At 38.5% G+C, this 24,377-nt stretch carries 22 protein-coding genes and 1 pseudogene; 7 read left to right on the top strand and 16 right to left on the bottom strand.

Going from position 1 to position 24,377, the window contains the following annotated elements; genetic code table 11:
- From NL42_RS10950 to NL42_RS10925, 6 genes are all read right to left on the bottom strand, one after another.
- A partial coding sequence (locus NL42_RS10950; protein WP_461312765.1) for an OprD family outer membrane porin occupies positions 1-534 on the bottom strand: 534 nt, incomplete at its 3' end.
- Positions 535-612: 78 nt separating this feature from the next.
- On the bottom strand, positions 613-1,956 hold the full coding sequence (locus NL42_RS10945; protein WP_461312764.1) for an MFS transporter: 1,344 nt from the start codon (positions 1,954-1,956) through the stop codon (positions 613-615).
- A 111-nt stretch (positions 1,957-2,067) separates the two neighbouring features.
- Complete coding sequence (locus NL42_RS10940; RefSeq protein ID WP_461312763.1) at positions 2,068-2,769, bottom strand: fumarylacetoacetate hydrolase family protein; 702 nt, start codon at positions 2,767-2,769, stop codon at positions 2,068-2,070.
- 33 nt (positions 2,770-2,802) lie between these two features.
- Complete coding sequence (maiA, locus tag NL42_RS10935) at positions 2,803-3,441, bottom strand: maleylacetoacetate isomerase (protein ID WP_461312762.1); 639 nt, start codon at positions 3,439-3,441, stop codon at positions 2,803-2,805.
- The gene (locus NL42_RS10930; RefSeq protein ID WP_461312761.1) at positions 3,438-4,658 is read right to left on the bottom strand and encodes a 3-hydroxybenzoate 6-monooxygenase; all 1,221 of its coding nucleotides are present in this window, start codon (positions 4,656-4,658) and stop codon (positions 3,438-3,440) included. Before NL42_RS10930 ends, maiA begins: the two co-directional genes overlap by 4 nt.
- 27 nt (positions 4,659-4,685) lie before the next feature.
- Positions 4,686-5,723: a cupin domain-containing protein gene (locus NL42_RS10925; protein WP_461312760.1), complete on the bottom strand. Its 1,038-nt coding sequence runs from the start codon at positions 5,721-5,723 to the stop codon at positions 4,686-4,688.
- Positions 5,724-5,877: 154 nt separating this feature from the next.
- On the opposite strand from NL42_RS10925, the gene NL42_RS10920 reads away from it, so the two are divergent.
- Positions 5,878-6,771 (top strand): LysR family transcriptional regulator, encoded by an 894-nt coding sequence (locus NL42_RS10920; protein ID WP_461312759.1) that lies wholly within the window; start codon positions 5,878-5,880, stop codon positions 6,769-6,771.
- Between the two features lie 101 nt (positions 6,772-6,872).
- Here the strand turns inward: NL42_RS10920 and NL42_RS10915 are convergent, their stop codons facing one another.
- The 3 genes from NL42_RS10915 to aptA all read right to left on the bottom strand — a co-directional run bounded on the left by NL42_RS10915 (position 6,873) and on the right by aptA (position 11,376).
- Positions 6,873-8,264 (bottom strand): amino acid permease, encoded by a 1,392-nt coding sequence (locus tag NL42_RS10915; RefSeq protein ID WP_461312758.1) that lies wholly within the window; start codon positions 8,262-8,264, stop codon positions 6,873-6,875.
- Positions 8,265-8,373: 109 nt separating this feature from the next.
- Positions 8,374-9,939: a CoA-acylating methylmalonate-semialdehyde dehydrogenase gene (locus NL42_RS10910; RefSeq protein WP_461312757.1), complete on the bottom strand. Its 1,566-nt coding sequence runs from the start codon at positions 9,937-9,939 to the stop codon at positions 8,374-8,376.
- Positions 9,940-9,993: 54 nt separating this feature from the next.
- Positions 9,994-11,376, bottom strand: coding sequence for an omega-aminotransferase AptA (gene aptA, locus NL42_RS10905; protein ID WP_461312756.1), 1,383 nt, complete (start codon positions 11,374-11,376; stop codon positions 9,994-9,996).
- A gap of 96 nt (positions 11,377-11,472) precedes the next feature.
- On the opposite strand from aptA, the gene NL42_RS10900 reads away from it, so the two are divergent.
- The 3 genes from NL42_RS10900 (at position 11,473) to NL42_RS10890 (ending at position 15,132) form a co-directional block, all read left to right on the top strand.
- Positions 11,473-12,390 carry a LysR family transcriptional regulator gene (locus NL42_RS10900; protein WP_461312755.1) on the top strand — a complete coding sequence of 306 codons (918 nt, stop codon included), beginning with the start codon at positions 11,473-11,475 and terminating at the stop codon, positions 12,388-12,390.
- 261 nt (positions 12,391-12,651) lie between these two features.
- A complete protein-coding gene (locus NL42_RS10895; RefSeq protein WP_461312754.1) occupies positions 12,652-14,208 on the top strand; it encodes a DUF2306 domain-containing protein in 1,557 nt (518 codons plus the stop codon).
- A gap of 21 nt (positions 14,209-14,229) precedes the next feature.
- Positions 14,230-15,132, top strand: coding sequence for an alpha/beta fold hydrolase (locus tag NL42_RS10890; protein WP_461312753.1), 903 nt, complete (start codon positions 14,230-14,232; stop codon positions 15,130-15,132).
- A 112-nt stretch (positions 15,133-15,244) separates the two neighbouring features.
- Here the strand turns inward: NL42_RS10890 and NL42_RS10885 are convergent, their stop codons facing one another.
- The gene (locus tag NL42_RS10885; protein WP_461312752.1) at positions 15,245-16,705 is read right to left on the bottom strand and encodes a carotenoid oxygenase family protein; all 1,461 of its coding nucleotides are present in this window, start codon (positions 16,703-16,705) and stop codon (positions 15,245-15,247) included.
- Positions 16,706-16,809: 104 nt separating this feature from the next.
- Between NL42_RS10885 and NL42_RS10880 the strand changes: the two genes are divergently transcribed.
- Positions 16,810-17,421: a TetR/AcrR family transcriptional regulator gene (locus NL42_RS10880; protein ID WP_461312751.1), complete on the top strand. Its 612-nt coding sequence runs from the start codon at positions 16,810-16,812 to the stop codon at positions 17,419-17,421.
- 97 nt (positions 17,422-17,518) lie between these two features.
- Here the strand turns inward: NL42_RS10880 and NL42_RS10875 are convergent, their stop codons facing one another.
- The 3 genes from NL42_RS10875 to NL42_RS10865 form a co-directional block, all read right to left on the bottom strand.
- Positions 17,519-17,707, bottom strand: coding sequence for a type II toxin-antitoxin system Phd/YefM family antitoxin (locus NL42_RS10875; RefSeq protein WP_016138054.1), 189 nt, complete (start codon positions 17,705-17,707; stop codon positions 17,519-17,521).
- Between the two features lie 61 nt (positions 17,708-17,768).
- The gene (locus NL42_RS10870; protein WP_461312750.1) at positions 17,769-19,037 is read right to left on the bottom strand and encodes a DcaP family trimeric outer membrane transporter; all 1,269 of its coding nucleotides are present in this window, start codon (positions 19,035-19,037) and stop codon (positions 17,769-17,771) included.
- A 156-nt stretch (positions 19,038-19,193) separates the two neighbouring features.
- Positions 19,194-19,871, bottom strand: a complete 678-nt coding sequence (locus NL42_RS10865) for an RraA family protein (RefSeq protein ID WP_461312749.1) — start codon at positions 19,869-19,871, stop codon at positions 19,194-19,196.
- A 197-nt stretch (positions 19,872-20,068) separates the two neighbouring features.
- Between NL42_RS10865 and NL42_RS10860 the strand changes: the two genes are divergently transcribed.
- Together NL42_RS10860 and NL42_RS10855 are read left to right on the top strand one after the other, a co-directional pair.
- A complete protein-coding gene (locus tag NL42_RS10860) occupies positions 20,069-21,058 on the top strand; it encodes a hydroxyacid dehydrogenase (protein WP_461312748.1) in 990 nt (329 codons plus the stop codon).
- Between the two features lie 75 nt (positions 21,059-21,133).
- Entirely contained in the window at positions 21,134-22,453 is a 1,320-nt protein-coding gene (locus tag NL42_RS10855) for an MFS transporter (RefSeq protein ID WP_461312747.1), read from the top strand.
- A gap of 61 nt (positions 22,454-22,514) precedes the next feature.
- Here the strand turns inward: NL42_RS10855 and NL42_RS10850 are convergent, their stop codons facing one another.
- The 3 genes and pseudogenes from NL42_RS10850 to NL42_RS10840 all read right to left on the bottom strand — a co-directional run.
- Entirely contained in the window at positions 22,515-23,213 is a 699-nt protein-coding gene (locus tag NL42_RS10850; RefSeq protein ID WP_461312746.1) for an IclR family transcriptional regulator, read from the bottom strand.
- Positions 23,214-23,475: 262 nt separating this feature from the next.
- Positions 23,476-23,859, bottom strand: a complete 384-nt coding sequence (locus NL42_RS10845; RefSeq protein ID WP_461312745.1) for a hypothetical protein — start codon at positions 23,857-23,859, stop codon at positions 23,476-23,478.
- 38 nt (positions 23,860-23,897) lie between these two features.
- A pseudogene (locus NL42_RS10840) lies at positions 23,898-24,377 on the bottom strand (hypothetical protein); the annotation flags it as partial.

Raw genomic sequence — 24,377 nt, 5'->3', positions numbered from 1 at the left:
AGCATAGAGCTGATCTGAAAGTTGCGACTTAAGATTGGTTCCCCAATAAGAGGCAAGTAATTGTCGGCTCGCGTCCACAGCCGTTACAGGCAGGTCTAACCAGAGTTCACCGACACTCAGCAAGGTTTTGTCATAACCTAGTTTTAAAGTTGCACCATATTTTAAAAAGTCGGATGCTTGAGATTGTGTTTCTTTATTAAAAGGCAAAACTGTGTCAGCGACATGTTTGTCTGAACTCAAGCGCACGGCGTATTGAACAGAAGCATCTGCACCAATCGTGATTGGCTTATCTGCTATGACTAATGGAGTGTCATGCATTTTAGATTTATAAAATAATGATGCTGCCTGAGACCAACTGCCGGTATCTTTGAGTGCATCATTATCAAAATTACGATTAATATAGGCATTCTTTAGCGTGAACTTCCATTCATCTTCGCTTTGTTGCGTGCTATCGGCTGCCCACAATAATGAATGACCACTACAGATAAATAAAAGAGTAGAAAACTTTAAATATGGTGTTTTTAAATATTTCATGAAACAAATCATCCTTTAATTATTGTCTGCGCCATCCTTTGGCACAGACATATATTTGTTCGGTGGAATCGTATTATCTCAATTCGAAGCGACTAAAACTTGAGACTGATTTTTCTTTAAACGTTTAATGAGTAACAACGAAACAGCGGCACAAAATGCAGGTATCGCTAAAATACTTAAAATTTCAAAGCTAGAGAGATTTAATGACATCAACCAGCCGCCCATAATTGACCCCACAATCGATCCTGAGCGCCCTACTGCATTGGCCCAACTTACCCCTGTTGCACGGCAATGTGTTGGATAAAAACTAGATGCAAAAGCATTTGCTCCTACTTGCGAACCACTAATTCCTGCACCTACCCCAAACATGGCAAACATCAATAAAGCTGTATTTGCCTGTTCAATTCCAAACCCTAAACAAATCAAGAAAAAACCACCAAAAACATAAGCCGTACTTAAAATTTTGGTTGCATCCATCTTATCCATTAGTAGGCCTAAGACAATCGCACCAATGGTTCCACCTATTTGGAAAATTGAAGTCAGCCATGATGCATGGGATAAATTGAAGCCCTCATTGGTCAATAAGGTAGGCATCCAACTTGAAATCATATAAATAATGAGAAGGCTCATAAAAAAGGTAAACCAAATCAAAAAAGTGCCTAAAGCAAAGCCTTTATTGAACAAATCTTTCAAACTTGATTTTTCGACTTCATTAACTGTTGGAACCAACGTAGGAGCACTATTTAAATGCGGTGCGATACGGTGAATAATCTTTTCAATTTTTTCGGCACCCTTCTTTTTAAGCACTAAAAATCGAATAGATTCAGGTAATAAAAAATATAAGAAAGGTACGGTCGCTAAAGGTAATACTCCCCCAATGAGCAAAATACCGTCCCAACCAATATGAGGAAGTAGTTGAGCCGAAAAAATACCACCAAGAGCAGAACCCACAGTAAAGCCACAGAACATCATGGTTACAAGATTAGAGCGACGAGATGTAGGCGCATATTCAGAAGTTAAAGTAATTGCATTAGGTAAAGCCCCACCTAACCCTAAACCTGTGAGAAATCTCCAAATAATCAGGGTTTGTAAATCTGCGGAAAAAGAGGCAAAAACACTGGCAATTCCAAACATAATGACCGAACCAATTAAAATCGGTTTACGGCCTAATTTATCGGATAACGGTCCAAAAATGAGTGCACCTGCCATCAGTCCAAATAAGCCAGCGCCAAATAAAGGTGCCAAATCGGTTGCTTGCAACCCCCATTCTGCCTTTAAAGCAGGTGCAATAAACCCAACTGCTGCGGTATCAAAACCATCAATCGCAACAATCAAAAAACACAACCACATGATTAATTTTTGCAAAGACGATAGCGGTATTTCATCAATGAAACTTTGTACGTTTATAGAATTTTGAGACATGAGAGCTCCTTTCGCCAATACATTGGCGTATATGCAATCCTTAGCAAAGGTGCCCAACTGTATTTTTTATTTAGGTTGAGCACCTATTTCAATAAATCAGATCAATTTGATTTATTTCACATTCACCGTAATTCCAGTCAGTCCAGTAATTTCTGCACGCATAACATCACCTTTCACTACAGCACCCACGCCTTCTGGAGTTCCTGTAAAAATCAAATCACCTGCTTTTAATTCAAATAGCGTAGACAAATTGGCAATCGTTTCGGCCACAGACCAAATCAGGTGACTGACATCGCTGTGCTGTTCGGTTTTACCATTTACCGTTAAATGAATATCGGCACTATTGATTTCACCCGTTTGAGTAATCGGATGAATTGGGCCAACTGGTGCAGAAAAATCAAAAGCCTTACCGATTTCCCATGGGCGACCTTTTTCACGCATTGCCATCTGTAAGTCACGGCGGGTCATATCTAAACCGACGGCATAGCCATAGATATAATTCACTGCATCCTCAACCGAGACATTTTTGGCATCTTTACCAATTGCAACAACCAACTCAATTTCATAATGAAAATTAGAAGTTTCAGATGGATATGGAATATCAACCGCATCTGTATTTACCGGAACAATCGACTCAAGGTCATTTGGCTTACAAAAGAAAAATGGTGGTTCACGGTCTGGGTCAAAACCCATTTCACGTGCATGAGCAGCGTAGTTACGGCCGACACAATACACACGGCGTACTGGAAATTTATGCTCTGAGCCGTGAATAAATAGACCCGCAGTGGTCATTGGTTCAAAAATAAATGACATAATATAAATTCCTTCTATTCAGTTAATCACGACTCAAAATGCATCGGCCTGCTGTTCAGGTGCTGCCTTTTGAAATGCTTCTAAGGTCATGCAATGTTGGTAAATTTCATTAATGTTTGGATAAGCCGATAAATCGACTTTAAAACGCTCAGCAGAAACGACTTGTGGAACTAAATAGGCATCTGCAATGGTCGGTTGATTGCCATAGCAGAACTTTTCGCGATTCTGGTCTTGTTCCAAAATATGTTCTAAAGCAGCAAATCCATCCTGAATCCACTTGGTACACCATGCATTGATTTGTGCATCATCCAGCCCTAAGTTCTGGCGTAAATATTCAAGAACACGCTTGTTGTTTAATGGATGAACATCGCATCCAACTAAAGCAGCAATGGCACGGACTTTTTCACGACCCAATGCATCTGTAGGTAATAAAGCGGGTTCGGGATATTGTTCTTCTAACCATTCGATAATGGCTGGACTTTGCAACAAGTTTCCAGATTCAGTTTCAAGTACCGGTACAAACCCTTGCGGATTTAAAGCTTTAAAAGCAGCTTGATGGTGTTCATTTTTAGCGAGCGAGATATAAGCCGCTTCGTAAGCCAAACCCTTTAGGTTCAACACAATGCGGGTTCGATGTGATGTACCGCTACGGAAAAAGCTATAGAGTTTCATGCTACATTTCCTTGATAGTTTTTCACTGCATCAAGGCAGTTATTGACATTCCAGCCATATAACCATTCCATTGCATCATAAAAACGTTCAGTAGGACGTCCACGCCACAAATCGTTGCGAACCAAGCGTTGTACACCTTTGGCATGGTAAATTTTGCCCATTTCACGTGAAGATAAAACAATACGTGCTGTACGGGCCACACGTGCTTTTTGATACATATCAAAAGCTTTTAAAATGTCATGGTCGGTAACACGTAATGCTTCACCTAAAGTTACGGCATCTTCCATAGCCATACATGCACCTTGCGCCATATATTGCGTAGTTGGATGTGCTGCATCACCAAGTAATGTCACACGGCCAAAAGTCCATGTTTCAATCGGTTCACGGTCTGCGGTTGCCCAGCGGCGCCAGCTTTTAGGTAACTCGATCAATTGGCGAGCTTTTGGGCAAATTCCTTGAAAATAAGACAGTACTTCATCTTTAGAGCCATCAGTTACGCCCCACTGTTCTTGCTCACGGCTATGGAATGTCACCACAACGTTATATTCCTTTCCTCCGCGCAGTGGATAATGTACAAGGTGGCAATTTGGTCCTACCCAAATGCTGGCTGCATTCCATTTCAAGTCTTCAGGAAACTCGCTTTCTGGTACAACAGCACGGTAAACCACATGACCTGTAACTAATGCTGGGTCACCCACATAGGTGTCACGCACAACAGATTTAACCCCATCAGCACCGATAAGTGCCTGACCATGATATTGCTTACCGTTTTGATCGGTAATCGTTACGTCAGCATCATCTTGTTCAACTTTTTGAATATGACAATTAGTGATGATTTCTAAGTTGCCATATTGTTTTGCACCTTCAACCAATGAACCATGAATATCGGCACGGTGAATCACCGCATATGGGTTACCAAAACGTTCACGGAATTTTTCATCGGTTGGAATTTTACCAACTTGATATTCATCAATCGCATCATGCATGACCATATAGTCGGTATAGACTGCTTTACTGCGAGCAATCTCACCAATTCCTAACGCATCGAAGGCATGAAAAGCATTCGGGCCTAACTGAATACCTGCACCGATCTCTCCAATTTCAGGTGCCTGTTCAAAAACTTGCACCTTAAAACCTTGTTTTGCCAAAGCGAGTGCAGCTGCAAACCCGCCAATGCCACCACCAGCAATTAATATGGGTTGTTGAGTATTTGACATGATTTATATCCTTATAAAATATTCTGTTTAGTGACGCTCGCGTACAGAGTACAAACCCAGTTTCCGTTGTAAGGGCGCTTCATCTGCAATAAACAAATAACATGGTTGATCTGAGGTATTGATTAAATCAATATGAGAAAAACATGGCGCACATGCCGTATCAGCTTTATTTAAATTGAAATCTTTCTGATCAATTTTGACTTGGAGCTGACCGTCAATCACATGAAAAATTTGGGCAGTAGAGCGCGGTTGGAGCTGTAAAGTTTCATTTGGTCTGAGCATTAAAGCTGAGTAACCAATAATATTTTGGCAGTCATCACCAGTTTCAGGGTTGATGTAAGTCACCTGAATTGGTGCTTGATGGTTTTTATCATCTGCAAGCGCATGCAAAACTTTTTTGGTTTCTTTCCAAGAGTAACGCATGATCGGATACGAGGCATTTTCACGGGTAAAATGTGCAGTGGGTACAATGCCCGTTCCATAATGATGAGCATTTCCGGCACTGGTCACTTTTTGGATTTCACCCGGTTGTACATAAGAAGCCTCCATGTAATAAACCAAAGGTAAATCCAGCACATCTAACCAGATGACAGGCTCATCGCCATCATGTCCATGTTCATGCCAAAGTCCAGATGGTGTAAGGATTAAATCCCCATGCTCCATCATGCATTTTTGTCCTTCAACAGTCGTATACGCACCTTTACCCTCAACAATCAGGCGCACTGCATTTGGGGTATGTCGATGTGATGGCGCCCACTCTTTTGGTAATAAAAGCTGCATGCCAAGATACATGACCGAACTGGCTTTCATATTTTCCAGACCATGTCCGGGATTTGCTAAAACCAATACACGGCGTTCAGCTTTTTCAATCGGTGTTAACTCACCTGCTTCTAGTAATAAAGGTTTAATATTCTGAAAATACCATGCGGTTGCTACGGTCTGCGGCATAGGTTTATGCGGAGGTAATACATTACGTAAGCTTGGCCATAAAGGTACTAAATTTGATTCTTCAAGTTGACCAAGATAACTTTTCGGCAAGTCATCCAACGTTGCTAACTGTTCCATTTCAGATCCTCTATTTATGGCCGATTCATGCACGAATACTTTGTACATTTGCGGCCTATCCTTCCTTGATCATCAATGTAACAATCGAAAATTGTTGAATCTATGCACAAAAAGCAATAGTCTGTATTGATAAAATCAATACAAGGATGTTTTAGTGTTTGATCTTGATACTCGCCTTTTACAAATTTTCTTTGAAATTTATAAACATAGCAGTGTTTCGAAAGCGGCCGAACAGCTAGAAATTGGGCAACCGACCTTAAGTATTGCGTTAAATAAATTACGTGAGCATTTTCAAGACCCACTTTTTGTACGTATTGAAAATAAAATGCAACCTACTGAGTTATCAAAACAAATATATCCATTGGTTGTAGAGATTCTTAACCGATTAAAATTGGTTCAAAATTTCAATATTGAATTTGATCCGCAGACTTCAAATTATCAATTTAAAATCAGCATGACCGATATTAGTCATTTGGTTCTCTTGCCAAAACTAATCAATTATTTACGCACACATGCACCCAACATTCGCTTGGAAATTGTACCAATTGATGCCAATACGCCAGTGATGATGTCAAACGGTGATATTGATTTAGCCATTGGTTTTTTACCTCAACTCGAAGCAGGCTTTTATCAACAAACGCTATTCCAGCAACGTTATATTTGTATTGCTAGTAAAGAACACCCAAGGCTTACAGGCACAACACTTTCAGACCAAGAATTTCGCCAAGAGCTACATGTCGATATTTTTGCAACGGGTGGACACTACGTGCTGGAGCATGAGTTACAAAAACTGGGAGTAAACAGAAATATTCTGATTCGCTTGCCAAGCTATTTAGGGGTTGGCTTGGTTGTTCAAGACACAGACGCGATTGCGACCATTCCTCATTATTTAAGTCAGGTGCTTTTAGTCAGAGGTGGTTTAAAAGTTTTAGAACCTCCTTATCATTTTCCGACTTATAGCGTAAAGCAGCATTGGCATGCACGAGTTCATCAGACACCAAGCAATCAATGGTTAAGAAGAGTATGTTTTGAACTTTTTTCTGAATAGAATATTTAAACAGACACCATTAAAAATCTAATAAAAATAAAAGACTTTGCATAGATGAATAAGATTTCACTACACAAAGTCTTTATAAACTCTTTTTTTAATTAATCCAAATTCATGGCAACCGCTCTGGTTGCTTTACGCTTTCGCGTCACGAATACCCCACAAACGACCACCACCAAAGTTACACCTAAAGATAAAGTAGTTTCATAACTATAGGCTGGTGATAAGAACATATAACCTAAAACGGTCATGATCACCAAAATCACAAACCACGTTAACCATGGGAACAACCACATTTTAAAAGATACAGCAGTACCCTCTTTTTCCCATTTATGTCTTAAACGCAATTGTGAAAATGCAATCACCAAATAAACCAGTAAAGCGATTGAACCCGTTGTTGAAAGCAAGAACCCAAAGACTTGGCCCGGAAACATATAGTTAACCGCGCAGCAGGCCACACCAACCAAAGTAGATAAAAACACAGCTGATGTCGGCACACCTGCTCCATTAATTTTTGTCACTACTCTTGGTGCTTCCTGACGTGTACCTAAAGCAAATAGCATTCGAGATGAAGTGTAAACTGCGGCATTCATACAGCTTGCAACCGCAATAAAAACGACGGCGTCCATAATCAGTTTAGTTTCAGGAACATTAAGACTCATTAATACAAACTGAAAGGTGCCAAATTTTTGTAAGTCTGGTGAACGCCAATCAACCAAAGCAACTGCAAGAAAAATCGAAACAACAAAGAATAAAATAATTCGATAAAGCACCAAATTGGTCGCACGTTTAATTTTTTCTTCTGGATTTTTAGATTCTGCCGCAGCAATAGAAAGAATTTCTATTCCAAAAAATGAAAAAGCAGAGATTAAAATTGCTGATAAAACACCGCCCATTCCGTGTGGCATAAAACCGCCATTTGAAAATAGGTTACCAACACCACTGACATTTGTTGCTAAAGGCCACATCCCAAAGACAGCCATTGCTCCAATGATAATAAACACTACAATCGCAATAACTTTAATGAGTGCAAACCAAAACTCAAATTCACCAAAGCTTTTGGTACTAAAAAAGTTAGCTAGACTGAGTAAAATAATAAAGGCAAATGCATAAACGGCACTAGAAATTTGCGGGAACCATGCGTGTAAAATTTCAGCTCCAGCAATGGCTTCAATTGGAATCACCAACACCCAAAACCACCAATATAACCATCCAATGGTAAACCCAGCCCAAGGGCCAATGGCTTTACGGGCATATGTAGAAAATGAACCTGTGTCAGGTTGCGCGACCGCCATTTCACCCAGCATGCGCATGACCAGAAAAACTAAAATACTTGTAATTATATAAGCAAGTATGGCAGCAGGCCCTGCTTTTGCAATTGCCGCAGAAGAGCCTACAAATAAACCTGCACCAATAACACCACCAATACTAATCATGGTGACATGTCGATTAGAAAGTCCTTCACTTAATTTTATTGTTTTATCATTGTTCATATTCGATTCCTTCAAATTGACAAACTGATTTTAAAACCGTCTTAAAAATGTACTTCTCCAACTTGTACGAAACAAAAAAGGGAAAATCAGAGTTTTCCCTTTTTATTGATTAATTTAATGTAGGCATAGCAAATTGTTTGGCTTCACGAAGCTGAGTTGAAGGCCAACGTTGGGTAATGGTTTTACGGCGTGTATAAAAACGCACACCATCTGGGCCATAAGCATATAAATCACCGAACAATGAACGCTTCCAACCACCAAAGCTATGATATGCAACTGGTACAGGTAATGGCACATTGACCCCAACCATACCAACTTGAATATTGCTGGTAAAATAGCGTGCAGCCTCGCCATCACGAGTGTAAATACACGTTCCATTACCATATTCATGGTCGTTAATCAGTTGCATTGCATCTTGCATGGTTTGTACACGAATGACCTGTAGAACAGGACCAAATATTTCTTGCTGGTAACTTGTCATGTCTGGTGAAACTTGGTCAATTAAAGTTGGCCCAACAAAAAAACCGTTTTCATAACCTGCCGGTTTTGCATCACGACCATCCACAACAATTTTAGCACCTTGTTGCTCTGCACTTTGAATAAAAGCTTGTACTTTGTCTTTATGTGCTTGCGTAATGAGCGGTCCGAAGTCATTACGCTCATCTGCATAGTGTCCAAACTTCAACTGCTTCATTTCTTGTTTTAATTTTTCGATCACAACATCGGCAACTTCATCGCCAATTGCCACAGCAACTGATAACGCCATACAACGTTCGCCAGATGAGCCAAATGCAGCACCTAATAAAGAAGTCACGACGTTATCAATATCGGCATCAGGCATAATAATCGCATGATTTTTTGCTCCGCCTAAAGCTTGACAGCGCTTACCACTCGCCGTTGCCGTACGGTATATGTACTCTGCAATAGGCGTAGATCCAACAAAGCTAACCGCTTGAACTTTAGGATGATGTAGCAACGTATCAACTGCTTCTTTATCGCCATTTACAACGCTAAAAACACCATCAGGCAAGCCAGCTTGTTTTAAAAGCTCCGCTAAAAATAAAGCGGCAGAAGGTGCTTTTTCCGAAGGTTTTAAAATAAAACAGTTACCGCAAACAATCGCCATTGGGAACATCCACAACGGAACCATTGCAGGAAAGTTAAAAGGCGTAATTCCTGCAACTACACCTAGCGGTTGAAATTCGCTCCACGAATCAATATCTGGACCCACATTTTTTGAATATTCACCTTTTAAAAACTCAGGCGCACCACATGCATATTCAACATTTTCAATGCCACGTTGTAATTCACCTTTGGCATCGTGGCAAATTTTTCCGTGTTCTTCACCAATTAGGTGGCAAAGCTTGTCGGCATTTTCTTCGAGTAATTGCTTAAATTTAAACATCACACGTGCGCGTTTAATCACTGGTGTATCACGCCATGCAGGAAAAGCTTGCTCTGCAATTTGAACCACTTGGTTGACCAGCTCAGCGTTTGCAAGTGCAACTTCTTTCGTACTTTCGCCAGTCGCTGGGTTATAAACAGGTTGTTTCTTGGTGGTTTTAGTGACGAGTCCCCCATCAATAAAATGCCCTACCACTTTAACAGTTTGCTGACTTGAATCTGTGTCTGTGTTAGCAATCGTGTTACTGTCAAAATTCTCTAAAGTGTTCATCTTTATTCCTTGTGTCTATTCATCTTTTCCAATTAAGTTTTAAGTCGATCAATATTATTTGACTTGATAAATTGCCTCACCCACGGCATTCATGAGTCGCTGCAACTCTGCCTCTGTGCTATTAAACATTGGACCAAACTGAAGCGTATCTCCGCCAAAACGGACGTAAAAACCTGCTTTCCAAAGTTGCATGCCAATTTCAAAACCACGAATCGTCGCATCGCCATCACGTGGTGCCAATTGCACAGCGCCAATTAGCCCGCAGTTGCGTATATCAAGAATGTTTGGAGCGCCTTTTAATTCATGTAAAAGTTTTTCAAAGCTTGGAGCCAAAGCAGCCGATTGATGGATTAAATTTTTCTTTTCTAAAACATCGAGCGTTGCTAAAGCAGCCGCACAAGCTACTGGATGCGCCGAATAGGTATAGCCATGGGTAAACTCAACCGCATGTTCAGGCAAATCTTGCTGCATAAAGGCATCATAAATTTCATGGCTTGCCACCACACCGCCAAGTGGAATGGCACCGTTGGTAATTTGTTTGGCAAAATTTAAAATATCTGGCGTAACGTCAAAATATTCTGAAGCCGTCCATTTACCCATTCGCCCAAAACCAGTAATAACTTCATCAAAAATAAGTAAGATATCGTGTTGATCGCAGATTTCTCTTAAACGTTTTAAATAACCAGTCGGCGGCACAATACATCCTGCCGAACCTGAAACGGGTTCTACAATGACTGCGGCGATATTCGAAGCATCATGTAGCTCAATTAATTTAAGCATTTCATTGGCAAGCTCTACGCCACCTGTTTCAGCACAGCCTTTTGTAAAACTTAAATCGGGTTGTAAGGTATGCGGTAAGTGGTCTACATCCATGAGCTGACCAAACATTTTACGGTTACCACCGATTCCACCAAGACTTGTCCCCGCAACGTTTACACCATGATAGCCACGTGCTCGTCCAATCAACTTGGTTTTGCTTGGTTTACCTTTAATTCGCCAATAGGCACGTGCCATTTTAATTGCGGTGTCGGCAGACTCCGAACCTGAGTCGGTAAAGAACACATGCTGCAATTTTTCAGGCATATATTGAATAATTCGTTCAGCCAATTGAAATGACAAAGGATGACCAAACTGAAATGCAGGAGAGTAATCAAGTTTGGCTAACTGAGTACTCACTGCTTGCTGAATTTCAGGAAGCGTATGCCCTGCGCCACAGGTCCAAAGGCCCGACAAGGAGTCATAGACTTCGCGGCCTGCGCTATCAATTAAATAAGATCCTTTAGCACCAACAATCATGCGCGGATCTTTATGAAAATTACGATTTGCGGAAAATGGCATCCAATGCGCTTGATAATTTAAGCTCATCTGAGCATTTGATTGAACGGTTTCCGATGCTGCATCGTCATCAGTTAATTTGTCGATATCAAACATAATCACTCTTCTTGTTTTGAGGCTATTTCTGGAGTGTACATAGCGATATAGTTTTGATAAATTCAAATTATCTTGAGTTTAGATTTAAAAAAACGAAACTAAATGAAACCTAAAAAATTAAATCAAGTCACTGATTTTGATATTAAATTACTTAAAGTATTTAAAACGGTTTGTGACTGCCATAGTTTTACATCTGCCGAAAGTATTCTTGGTATTAGTCGCTCTGCGATTAGTTTGCATATGAGTGATTTAGAAAATCGTCTGGGCATTCGGTTATGCCAACGTGGTCGCGCAGGGTTTGCCTTAACTGATGAAGGGCGTGAAATTTTAGAATATATAGAAGTCCTCACTGCTTCTATCGAAGACTTTCGCTCCAAAGTCAATCAAATGCACAACCGTCTAAAGGGTGAGTTTAATATAGGTATTATTAATAACCTCGTGACCATGCCAAGTGGCTACATTACCAATACGCTCGCACAACTTGCCGAAGAACATTCTGAAGTGATTATTAACATTAGTATGAGCACACTTTCAGATATTGAATGCCGTGTACTCGACAACCGGTTACATGCGGGAGCAATTCCCCTTGTGACTCCGCTGTCTGGCCTAGACTATTTTGACTTATATAGCGAAAGTTCATTTTTATATTGCGGCAAAAACCATCCCTTGTTTGGCAAATGTAACAAGATGGATTTAGATGAATTAAAAAAATGGCAAGCTGTACTTCCCAATTATGCAATCACACCAGAAGCGGCAAAGTTGCACCAGCTTTTAGACTGTAAAGCGACAGCAAGTGACCGTGAAGGAATTGCATTTCTGATTTTAACTGGAAAATTCTTAGGTTTTTTACCCGACCACTATGCAAAGAAATGGGTTGAAGATGGTTTTATGCAAGCCGTTTCAAAGGAAAAAGTGCATTACAGCACATCCATTTGCTTAATTACTCACAAAGGCAAAAACCACAATATTATTTTAAAAACTTTTATGGAAATGCTTGAGAGGCGGATCATTGGGGGTTAAAAATAATAACATATTAATTTTTCAAAATATTTGTCTATTACAATGCCTAGCTCCAGCTGCAAAAGAAGTAATAAATACCTAGCTACTTATGCATTGATCTTGTAGTTCAAGATAACGCTTCTACATTATTTGGCCCAATTTACCATTTATTTGGTCAAAATAGACATTACAAAGTTCCTTTTTGGAACTTAGCATATCAAAGTAATGAAAATTCAGATTGTCTAGATCTGTTTAGAAAAACGCTGAAGGGAAAACAACAAAATGGAATCAACTCAAAGTAAAAGCGGTGTTATGTCTATTTTGGGAAAGCTTTCGAGTGGAATCTTTCTATCTATCATCATTATTAGCATGATGATTGCGGGCTGGATTGCTTTAGAAGAAGGCAGAGGTCGGTTTTTAGATGGGTTTATGGGTAAACTGTCTACAGAACAAATTGAGCAAGCAATTAAGACTGTACGTACAGATCCAACTCCAGAAAATATGCGTCATATCAGTACTGAGATATGGGGATTATCAAAATTACATAATGTTCCACACTATGCTGATTCTAAACTGCTGGAACAAGGCCTGTATTTCACAACAATGTCGAGCTACAACAAAGGACTCATGGTCGTCCATGTTTTTTTTGGTAGTGTTTGCATGCTATTCGGTGGGTTACAGTTCTGGCCTTATTTCCGAAAAAAACACTTAAAAATACATCGGCTTATTGGTGTTTTATATATTGCTACTGTACCCATAGCAGTGATTGCATCCCTACTTTATCTTGCCAATACTGCGCCACATCATATATATGATCATTTGGTCGCATGGATTGCACTATGGGTATTTGGCGTAATTTCTTTAATTGCAATCGCGATGGCTGTTTTTGCAATTAAAAAGCGTAAGATCTATGAACATCAAGCTTGGATGGCTTTATCTTTTTCAAGCTTAATGGTTGCACCTATGCTGCGCTGGGATTGGGCAATACTGGCAGCAATTTTTCCCCACACAGACCAGCAAACTTTAAATCTGGTCACTATGGGGTTAATGCTGCCGGAGAGTTTACTTATTGGCTATGGTTTAATTCTGATTAATCGCCAATATGCAAGACCAATGGCTCAGCGTAAACCGAATCCTATCGCTATTCGTAGTAGTGAGATTTATGTTCGTGCTTTACCTATACTTTATGCTTTAGCTATTGTTTCAGGCATCATAAGTTTTACTTACTATATAATTGGTCAAGGTTTCTCTAGCCTTGATTTTGCCAAACACCTTGTCCCTGCCGCTTTCATTGCACAAGAATCAAATGTTTTATCATCTCATCCAATAGCCAAAACAACTTTTATTATTTCTATCATTATAGCTTTGCCTTTGGCTCTATACATGTTCAGAAATTTACTGATCCGTCCATCTACAACCACTCCTTTTCAGCAACACCATTTAGCAAACTTCATCACTATTTTGACAATTATAGCAGGTAGCTCTGCATTCTACCTTGGCTGGAACATAGGTCTTATGCCACAAAATGTTATGTTCTCTGGCGGAACGATGTATGTCGTAAATGGTGCTTTACTCGTATTTTTCGGCTTTTTCTTTTTAACTGCAAACCGTCGTAAGCATTGGGCATATATGAAAGAAAGTTTAGTTTTTCTTATGTGTTTACTGCCATTCCCGACGCTTTATTTTCTAACTATAGGCATCATCAGTTTTCTTCCTCTTCCTATTGAATATATTTTGGCAGGTCAAGGCTTTGTCATCCCGATCGGGTTTAGTACTGCTTTATTTTTTCTCGCTTTTTTTCATGTCATTTATGGCCAAGCCACCCGCGAACATAACTAAATATTTAATCGGAGAATAAAAATGCACCAACCAGCCTTCTTTGTTTCATCCTCAACCGATATTCAAATTGCTGTCTATACTTGGGGAAAAGAACCAACTTATGAGCATCCACGGGAAATACTAATATTTGCTCATGGATTTCCAGATCGGGCACTCTTTTGGGAAAAGGTGGCAAAACAACTCGAAAATGACTTTTATGTTGTTGCTTTTGACATGCGCGGATGTGCAGAATCGACACATATTAAAGGATATAAACATTACCAGTTCGAGCATTTAGTCAACGATCTCTATGCAGTGATTGATGCTGTAAGCCCAAATCAGAAAATACATTTAGTTGGACATGACTGGGGAGGCATTTATGGGTGGGATGCTATTCGCGATAGTGAAGGAAAAAAACGAATTGCTTCATTTACAACCATGTCGCCAAGTTTAGAACAAGTTGGGCTATATCTACGAAGACGCTTACTCAAACCTACGCCAAAAAACTTATGGCAACTCATTGTTCAACTCTGGCGTAATAGCCTTATGACCTTCTTTACGCTACCAATTCTTCCAGAATTATTATGGTACAGCGGCTTAGGAACATTGATGATGAAATGGATGATTACTTATTATGAGTCCGACGTTCATTATCAAAAAAATACAGGCGTTGAAGGAGATGCAATTCGGTATTTAGGCATTTATCGCGCAAACCTACTACAACGTGTTCTTTTCGCAAAAAAGGTTATGACAGATGTGCCTGTACATACATTAATGGCTTTGCGAGACCCATTTTTACCCCCCTATCTTTTTGATGACAGTGAAAACTGGGCGAGTAACTTAAGTGAGTCGACAGTAAATGCAGCTCATTGGGCGCCGTTGAGTCAGTCAAAAGTGTTAGCCGATAATATTAGAAAATTTCTTCTATCATTTGACAATAAGTAATTATTTAGAACTTAAGAGCAAAACCTCAATAGCTTCACTCACAATTACCTGAATTAGACTATTTCTAATTATATAAAATGTGCATTCGTAGAATGCACATTAAACTATCTTTTTAAATATCTACCCAATTTGCATGAAAACCTAAAGGCACTCGTACAGGTAAATCAATAATAGCTTGGGGGGTTTTCCCAATTTTTTTGGAATCGAGTATTACTACTTTACTTGGCTTTATTCCGTCTAAAGCATGGATATACGAAATTAACCAACCATCGCCTTCTTCACTCTCAGATTGTTTTGGTAAAAAAATTACTTCACCAGTGAAATAGTCATCACCATATGAATGCTTATAGGATTCACCTTTGAGAAAATCATGGACCAATAAATTATTTGCTTTTAAATTAATATTATCTACTGGCTCACCTTCATCTCCAACAGAAATTGAATAAGCAAAGCGATAGGGTTTCCCAACAAAACGTTCATCTAGACGAGGAAACTCTTGAGGAATTTTTGAAATTACTTCCCGTTTTAAAGTTTGAGTACCGAATTGCAAAGTCCATCTTTCAAACTGGATGAATTGTTTATCTACTGGTCCCTGAATAGAGTCTGTAAAGGTCTTGGTGTGAACACATGCATCAAAAATAATATCACCATTTTCAAGATCATATGCATTAAATGAGTGAAAAATAATACAAGGATCTACATCAAACCATTTGATATCCTGTGCATCACCAGTTTTTGGTAAGACACCTATTCGCGCAGGGTGCTTTTCATTCCATGCATACGGTAATTGCCCCCCTTTTAACATTCTCTCAAATGAAAAAGTTACAGGAAAATCCAGAACCAACATTTTAGTTTTTGTCATACCACAATCATGCATCATTGGCCCATGCTTAACAGGGATACTGACTCGCTTCTTAACTTGGCCTGATTGATCAATCACCTGATAATAAACTTGCATTGGCAGTAAAACATCATAGCAAATCGCATGTAATTCTTTCGTATCTGGGTCAACATGGGGATGAGCTGTAAAAGGATAATTATCTTTACTGTTAAATAATCCATATTTAAAGCTATTTAGTTCAGAATCTAAAGCGACGGGAAATGGTCCTGCTTCTGTTATTGTCCAGATCTTTCCCGCATGACCAATAATATTGGTATTTGCCAAATCAATTGGACTTCTTGGTTCACCTTTTATTTTCTTTCGTCCTAATTTTTTATGTACTTGGTGCGTCCCCACATATCGATTTTTGTACCATAATGCTTGACCATCTTTTAACCTGAGACCATGTACCATCCCATCGCCCATAAACCAATTATAGTTTGCAGGATTTTCAACTTCTAATGGATTTGGGCCCATTCTTAAAAAAATGCCATTTAATGAAGATGGTATTTCCCCATGTACAACCAAATCACTTGAAAAAACTTCTTCAGTAACGGGGGCAAAGGGACCTACAAGAAAGGGATTATCTGGACTATATGGAACTCGGCTTTGATGGAAACTCAGAAACTTCCCTACTACAGAAGAAACCAGCTTATTGTTAACAATTTCATTACGGATACTTGTCCTGTTCATTCGATTACATCCTACCTGCTGATTAATTTTTTGTATAATTCCAGTATGTATCAACGATATGTATACACTGTATACTTAATTAAAATTACACGAGGATGTTTATAGTGTCAACATCGAGCATAAATCCAACTTCTAGCTATCATCATGGTAATTTAAGAGAAGCTTTACTTATTAATGGCTTACAACTATTAGAATCTAGTCAGGGTATTGATTTTAGTATGCGAGAACTGACCCGCATGATTGGAGTATCCCCAAACGCGGTTTACAGACATTTTGCAAATAAAGAAGAATTACTGACTGCTTTAGCCATCTATGGATTTGAAGAATTGATAGAAGCTCAGGCGCATGCTATTCATAATGCAACCAACCCCAAAGCTGGTTTTTTAAATTCAGGAAAAGAATACATATATTTTGCTATTAAAAATCCATCTTTATTTAGACTGATGTATAGCCAGTTTGCTGTTGCTCAAGATGATGAAAAATTAAAATCTATGACAGGTTTATTCTATACAGGAATGTTATATGCAGCGGCAACAGCATTTCAAACCTCTGTCGATACTGAACAAAGCCAAACGATGGCAAGATTAGCTTGGGGAATGGTTCATGGTCTAAGCTATTTAATTATTGACGGACAATTTAGTCATTTGAGTAATGATGAACTCAACATCATGATCGATAATGTTCTAGAAACAGCAATAGCTGTATCAGGAAAATAGATGCCTTTAAGTTAAAAACTGTTGATATATGATGATAAAAGCTCTCGTTAAAGAGTTTTATAGTTATCAATTCATGGTCGATTTTACATTTAATAAATTAAAAATCTTTGTTTTTTAATTTATTAAGCTCAAACATCGCATTTTTATATTCAAGATATGCCTTTTCACTGATGAGAACCACAGAGTCTTTCTCTTTTCGTGTAATTTTTACGGCGTAACCTAACAGCACTCTTTCCATGACTTTTGAAAATTGTGATCTTGCATTTGCATAATTAATTTGTTCCACAATATTAGTCCTAATCAGATAAAAGAAAGCCACTTTTGATATTAAAGTGGCTGTGATTACATTAAAAATTGTATCGACCTAATAAGTTGATTCGAGATAATTTTCCTTCTAAATCTGAAAATGTTTCTCTCTTACCATAGGTGTATTCAACACCAAGATCGACTTTCTCTACAGGCGTCCAAAATAAATTGACGCTTGCATTAATTAGCCTTTCATTTTGATCAAGGTTATTTTCTGAAAAATTTGAATCTTTATAGACAAGGCTACCAGCAGACAAAGAAGAGCGTAAATTTTCATTCCATTTACGCATATACCCTAACTCAATAGAATCAAATTCACTTAAATACATTCGATTTTGATTAAAGTAAAAAGCATCGTTATCTTTTGAATAAAGCATGTAACGGTTATCACCCGCTATGTGATAGTAATTGAATACAACTGAGTCGTTTTCAGAAATCTTATACTTTGTGCCTAATCCAGCTCCCCAAGCAAGTTTAGTTTGCCCCTCATTCGTGTCAGAAATTGCTCGATTTTCATGTACCATTCCATGCAATTGAACTAAAAAATCTGGATTCTTAAATTCATATCGCATGGTTAATGCAGGAAAACGGCTTCCGCCTTCTACATTTTTATTTTCAACATCACCGCCTTCCAAAGCGACTAATAATTTTTGTTTAGCATCAACAATGTGCTGATAACGGATTTGGATATTACGCTGAGTTCCCGTACCCATCGCTCCTGTAAAATCAACTAAACTTGGAGCTGTATCACTATTTACAAAAGGTGAAGTGGTTTGACCAATCAACCAATTTCCTAGTGAAATATAAGCATGTCTAACCCGAACCGAACCATTACCGTTATCTCCGCCACTTCCCATAAAATCGGCTTCTAGCTTTCCAACCAAATCTCCTTTCGAGGTCGGCTTGACGATATCCACCCCTACACGTGAAGTCGCAGCAGAAACATTTAATGATTTACTTGTTGAGTTTGAATTGTCTAATGGTATTGACCCTGTTTTATTCGCAATTGAACGCGTTGAACCTTCAAAATCATACGCGGCATCAACCCGTATATTTCCATAAAATTTAATTTTAGTTTGGTTAGCTGTAACAGGCGTTTCGGTGTTTGATGCCTTGTTTTGAATTAATTCTGGTGCTTTGTTTAATCCATTATTCTGATTTAAATTCTGCTGCTCCATCAAATAATCTATTTGTGCTTGTAATTTACTTATTTTTTCATTTAGCGCTGAGTTATCTTCGCTTTCAGCTTGGGCTTGCTGCAAAGTCATACTCATTAATAACGATAAATAAATAATCCCTTTATATTTCATGTCCTTTTCCTTTAGACGAAATTATCTAGACCAAATTGAAATTTCCTATTTTTCAGTTAGCGACCTAATAATTATTGAGTTAACTTTTGAGAGCCTAACGAAGCTCAACCATTGACTTCGCTAGTTCCATGCCTGCTCGAATGTTTTTGAATGACCTTATTTGGGTAATTCGCATCCTTTTTGTTTTAAGCTGTTGATCACCCAGCTACGGTCATTTTCACCTACGGCGATTTGCTCTAATTGCTTTTGTTCAGCGGCATGTTTGGCACTTGCCTTCAGATAAACTTCTTCGACTTCCGCATACGGCACGCTTAAAAGCCCATCTTCATCCCCTAAAATCAAGTCTCCCGGTTCAATTACCATTCCATTGATTGCGATAGGAACATTAATTTCGCCCGGTCCGTCTTTATAAGGCCCTCGATGTGAAACTCCTGCCGCAAAAAGTGGAAAATCTCCCTCTCCAATGACAACCGAATCACGAATAGCACCATTAATAACAATGCCAGCGATACCTTTTTTAATGGCATAAGCAACCATCATTTCCCCAATTAATGCGTTGGTTAGATCACCACCCGCATCAACCACAATGACATCTCCTGCTTGGGCAATATCAATAGCGTAGTGCAACATCAAGTTATCACCCGGACGCGCCTTAACTGTAATGGCAGGTCCACAAAGATATCCCTTTTTATGCATTGGTATTAATTGAGCCCCACCTGAAGTCATTCGATTCATTGAGTCACTGACATTAGCGACTGGTAGATCTCGATATTGCTCAATCCATTTTTGCTCAACTTTTCTGTCGTTTTTTAGCACTCTAAAACCAATTGCCATAACTTTTCCCTTACATCAGTTTTCTTGTGCAAATTAATATGACAGTATTTTTTTGAAATGTCATTTCATTTTTAAATTTAATTTAACTAAAATTTGCTCATTTTTTAAATTTAATTTTACTATTGACTATTTTTTTGAAATGTCGTTTTAATAATATAGATTTTAAGGACGTATTTTGCTCAAAATACTTAAATGGAGTGCAAGTCAAAATGAAACGTAAAGTTCTTATCACGGGGCCAACATTAACTTCAGATGCGTTACTGTATGCTACCGCCCATGATATTCAGTTGATTCCTACTGAACCCTACATGGCAAAAGATGAAATGGAAAAACTCATCCATGATGAACAACCTGATGCAATCATTGTTCGAACAGGCAAACTTTCTAGAGATATGATTTTTGCTTCTAATAACTTAAAAGTGATTGCAAAACATGGTGTTGGGTTTGACACAATCGACACTCAAGCTGCTGCTGAACGAAAAATTCCGGTCACTATTGCAGTTGGGGCAAATGCTCAATCTGTTGCTGAACACGCTTTTGCACTCATGTTTAATGTTGCTCGACAAGTTACGTGGCTAGACCAACGGATCCGAGATGGTCATTGGGACAAAGCAAGTGCCAATGGTGTGGAGTTATATGGAAAAACGCTAGGCCTAATTGGTTTAGGGGCCATCGGCAGCATACTCATGAAGTTAGTCGCTCCCTTAAACATGAAAGTAAAAGTATATGATCCATTTTTACAAAATCTGCCAGAGCTTGATTATGTAGAACAGGAACACGACTTTGAAAAACTCTTAGAAACCAGTGACATTATTAGCCTACATTGTCCACTCACCGCAGAGAATAGACACTTATTTTCTCATGCTCAATTTGAAAAGATGAAAAGCTCAAGCATCTTAATCAATACAGCTCGTGGTGAATTAATTGATCAGGTTGCATTAGTTGAAGCATTAAAAAATAATAAAATTGCTGGTGCAGGCTTAGATACCTTTTCTTCAGAACCGCCTGAAAAAGATAATCCATTATGGGAATTACCTAATTTAGTTGTCACTCCTCATATCGGCGCAAATACAAGCGACTCGCGTAATCGTGTCGGTCTTTTAGCACTCGAACAAATCGTAAGTATTTGGAATGGTCAATCACTAAACCCAAGAGCTATCGCTAACTGGAAGTTACTCAATAGCTAATCATGGAACTCAATTGTTTCTAAGCTTTTAGATGCGAGAACAATTAAAATATTGAATATAAAAAAGGATTTTTTTATGTCTACAGAATATTCTCAACCGAGTGCGATTGAACGTGAAACAATGCGCAAGGTGGCGTGGCGGTTACTACCTTTTTTAACGCTTTGTTATGTGATTGCTATTATTGACCGTGGCAATATTGGTATGGCTTCATTACAAATGAATGAAGACCTTGGATTAACAGCTACTGCCTTTGGTTTTGCCAGTAGCTTATTTTTCTTTGCATATTTTCTATTTGAAGTACCCAGCAACCTCGCCATGCAAAAATTTGGAGCAAAAGTATGGATTGCCCGAATTATGGTGACTTGGGGCGTAATTTCAGCGGCAACAGCATTCGTTGAAAGCTCCACATCGTTATATATTATGCGTTTTTTGTTAGGTGCTGCTGAAGCTGGTTTTTTCCCTGGCGTGATTTTATATCTAACCTATTGGTTGCCTGCCAACTATAGAGGTCGAATGATTGCAATATTTATGGTGGCAATTCCAGGTGCAAACTTTATAGGTTCACCATTATCTGGGCTTTTATTATCCCTAGATGGCTGGATGGGCATGCGTGGGTGGCATTGGCTATTTATTTTAGAAGGTATCCCTGCCATTTTATTAGGTATCGCTTGCCTATTTGTACTCACAGATCGACCAGAACAAGCAAAATGGCTCAATAGCGAACAAAAAGCTTGGTTAGTTGAAAGACTACAATTTGAACGCCAACAAAAAACTCCGATTGGTCATATTTCACTATGGCAACTTCTAAAGAATAAATATATTTGGGCTATGATCATTATTTACTCTGGTGCTTCTGCTGCCGGCAGTACAATGAGTGTTTGGGCACCACAATTAATTAAATCATTTGGTTTGAGTAATGTAGAAATTGGTTTAGTGAATGCAATTCCTTATGGCATCGCTTCTATTGCCATGATTCTTTGGGGTCGTAGCTCAGATCGTAAAAATGAACGCCTTTGGCATACAGCAATCGCTCTAGTGATGATCTCAATTGGTTTATTAATTGCTTTGTTCACGTCTTCACTTATTGGCACAATCTTTTTACTCAGTATCGTTTTAATTGGTGCTTATTCTGCGAAAGGTCCATTCTGGGCTTTAGCATCCTCATGGATGTCACCAACTACAACGGCGGCAGGACTAGCAGCAATTGGCGCATGCGCTAACCTGATTGGTGGCGGCATGATGGTGAATATCTATGGCGCAATCCATGATGCAACAGGAAGCCATGCTATCGCCTTACTTCCACTTGCAGCATTAAACCTCGTGTCGGCTATCATGGTTTTCATTATGTCTAGAAAGAAAGCTGTTTTGTTTAACCAACCACAAAGTACTTCGTAAACATCATAAATAAGAAAGGGGCTAAATCATTAGCCCCTTCTTTATATTTAAAATATTAAAATTAATTACGAATACTTTTACCACCCAAACTTTTGGTCAAGTCATCTGCAATTTTAAAGAAGAAATCACCCACAGATTTTGCAATGTCCGAAGTAAAACGGCTTGATGGACCTGAAACGACCAATGCGCCAACCACATCATTTTGAGCATCAAACACAGGCAATGCCATTGAAGCTGCGTGGGGTTCTGTTACACCAGTTGAATAAAAAGGATCGGTTCTTGATAAAACTTGTTCGTGTGTTGACCGCAATGCTTGAGCACCTGCCGCACCATCCATTGGTCGAACTTCGCCTGGCTGAATATGAACACGCAATCGATGGGTAGAGTTTATTCGGTATTGGCAAAGACGATATGCCCCATGCTTCACGTAAAAAGAAGCTGTTTCGCCAATTTCATCTACAAGTTGCTGTAAACAAGGCACAACATGTCGTTCTAAATCTAAAGCATCTTGATAAATTGTATTTAAACGCATGACTTCGCTGGCAAGCGTATATCTGCCATCAGAAAGACGGTTAACAAAACCAAAATCTTCTAGCGAAACGATTAAGCGCATGATGGTTGCTTTATTTAATTCTGTTCGTTCAGCGAGTTCTGCTAGGGTTAAAGATTTATCACCTATTCTAAAAGCAGTTAACAAAGTTAAAAGGCGATCAGCCGATGCATTTCCGCTTGTTGCTGGGTGAGGTTTAATTTTAACCATGTTTTTCCTACAATATCTTGATATCAATTTTAAATGTATTGAATTAGGTTTTTAACTTTACCATATTTCTTATATTTTAATTTAATCTCTCAAGTGACCTTCGTTTTTTCTTTACCCAACCATATAAAGCTTAGTTCTTTCAGTTATTTATCATAAAAATTCGTATTTTTTAACTTCACAAGCAGATCACCGCAGAGCTTTGCCTATAGATAGGCACACCTAACTGCTAAGCATTGCTCTTTAATTTTTAAATTAAGATGAATCATAGTTTTCCTATTCTTATGCGAAAACCATGAGGACTTTCATCCGTAATTTTAATTGTATAGAGGTATTTAAGCTGTTTTTGATCTTTTCTCATCTCAATTTTAACTACTCCATCAGCCTTCTCACCAGCTATATCAACTTTATAAGAGTAAAGTGGTCGCTCAGGGATAGAATAATGGTCCGATCCAAAACTACGGATACTATAACTTTTAATTTCTCCAAATCTCTCATCTATCGTTTTATCTGTATATATCACTGATTCAACTCTTTGAATATTCCCTTTATTATTAAGAATGAAATATGCCCCACCAAAAATAAGAAAAATTACAGTTAATAAAGCGATGTTTCGTTTTTTCTTCAAATCTTTAAATTCTATAAACATGTTGTTTTATCGTTACTTAGAAGAATCAATTATACAAACTATAATGGTTTAATTGACCAACTAACAAATTTAATTTCAATTGGTAGATTTGGATTTTTCCAAAGAGATTGTACTTGATCAATCTTCTTTAAATTTTCAACAGTACTTTTACCTTTAACTTCAACCACAATATTCCCATTTTTTTCATTGTAGCTAACAGCTTGAATAGTATTAAAATAATTTTTAACTAATTGTTGTGCTTTATTTATCTGACTTCTACCTTCTTCTCTATTTTCTTTAGCCCCGTATTGAATATCAATAGGCAAATCACCTTTAGAAATTGTATTTCCTACTACTATACTTCGCTTTTCATTCTGGCCATAACCCTTAACTCTGACCACAACTTTATATGTAGGCGAACTTTCAATATAAATACCAGCGATACGCCCTTTAAATTCCGTTTCAATAGCATCTAGTGCAGAGTCTCGGTTAGCTTCTAAAAATAATGCTTTATTTGCTTCTGCTGTGCTGACGCCATG

The organism is Acinetobacter sp. GN11 (genome assembly GCF_054823985.1).
This window is presented reverse-complemented; position numbering and strand designations above follow the sequence as displayed.

What these genes read in the sequence shown, in the direction of transcription:
- NL42_RS10895 (WP_461312754.1), top strand. Translation starts at nt 12,652, where the DNA reads ATGGAATCAACTCAAAGTAAAAGCGGTGTTATGTCTATTTTGGGAAAG.
- NL42_RS10900 (WP_461312755.1), top strand. Translation starts at nt 11,473, where the DNA reads ATGAAACCTAAAAAATTAAATCAAGTCACTGATTTTGATATTAAATTA.
- NL42_RS10940 (WP_461312763.1), bottom strand. Translation starts at nt 2,769, where the DNA reads ATGTCATTTATTTTTGAACCAATGACCACTGCGGGTCTATTTATTCAC.
- NL42_RS10915 (WP_461312758.1), bottom strand. Translation starts at nt 8,264, where the DNA reads ATGAACAATGATAAAACAATAAAATTAAGTGAAGGACTTTCTAATCGA.
- NL42_RS10855 (WP_461312747.1), top strand. Translation starts at nt 21,134, where the DNA reads ATGTCTACAGAATATTCTCAACCGAGTGCGATTGAACGTGAAACAATG.
- maiA (WP_461312762.1), bottom strand. Translation starts at nt 3,441, where the DNA reads ATGAAACTCTATAGCTTTTTCCGTAGCGGTACATCACATCGAACCCGC.
- NL42_RS10945 (WP_461312764.1), bottom strand. Translation starts at nt 1,956, where the DNA reads ATGTCTCAAAATTCTATAAACGTACAAAGTTTCATTGATGAAATACCG.
- NL42_RS10930 (WP_461312761.1), bottom strand. Translation starts at nt 4,658, where the DNA reads ATGTCAAATACTCAACAACCCATATTAATTGCTGGTGGTGGCATTGGC.
- NL42_RS10865 (WP_461312749.1), bottom strand. Translation starts at nt 19,871, where the DNA reads ATGGCAATTGGTTTTAGAGTGCTAAAAAACGACAGAAAAGTTGAGCAA.
- NL42_RS10925 (WP_461312760.1), bottom strand. Translation starts at nt 5,723, where the DNA reads ATGGAACAGTTAGCAACGTTGGATGACTTGCCGAAAAGTTATCTTGGT.
- NL42_RS10845 (WP_461312745.1), bottom strand. Translation starts at nt 23,859, where the DNA reads ATGTTTATAGAATTTAAAGATTTGAAGAAAAAACGAAACATCGCTTTA.
- NL42_RS10910 (WP_461312757.1), bottom strand. Translation starts at nt 9,939, where the DNA reads ATGAACACTTTAGAGAATTTTGACAGTAACACGATTGCTAACACAGAC.
- NL42_RS10870 (WP_461312750.1), bottom strand. Translation starts at nt 19,037, where the DNA reads ATGAAATATAAAGGGATTATTTATTTATCGTTATTAATGAGTATGACT.
- NL42_RS10850 (WP_461312746.1), bottom strand. Translation starts at nt 23,213, where the DNA reads ATGGTTAAAATTAAACCTCACCCAGCAACAAGCGGAAATGCATCGGCT.
- NL42_RS10885 (WP_461312752.1), bottom strand. Translation starts at nt 16,705, where the DNA reads ATGAACAGGACAAGTATCCGTAATGAAATTGTTAACAATAAGCTGGTT.
- NL42_RS10890 (WP_461312753.1), top strand. Translation starts at nt 14,230, where the DNA reads ATGCACCAACCAGCCTTCTTTGTTTCATCCTCAACCGATATTCAAATT.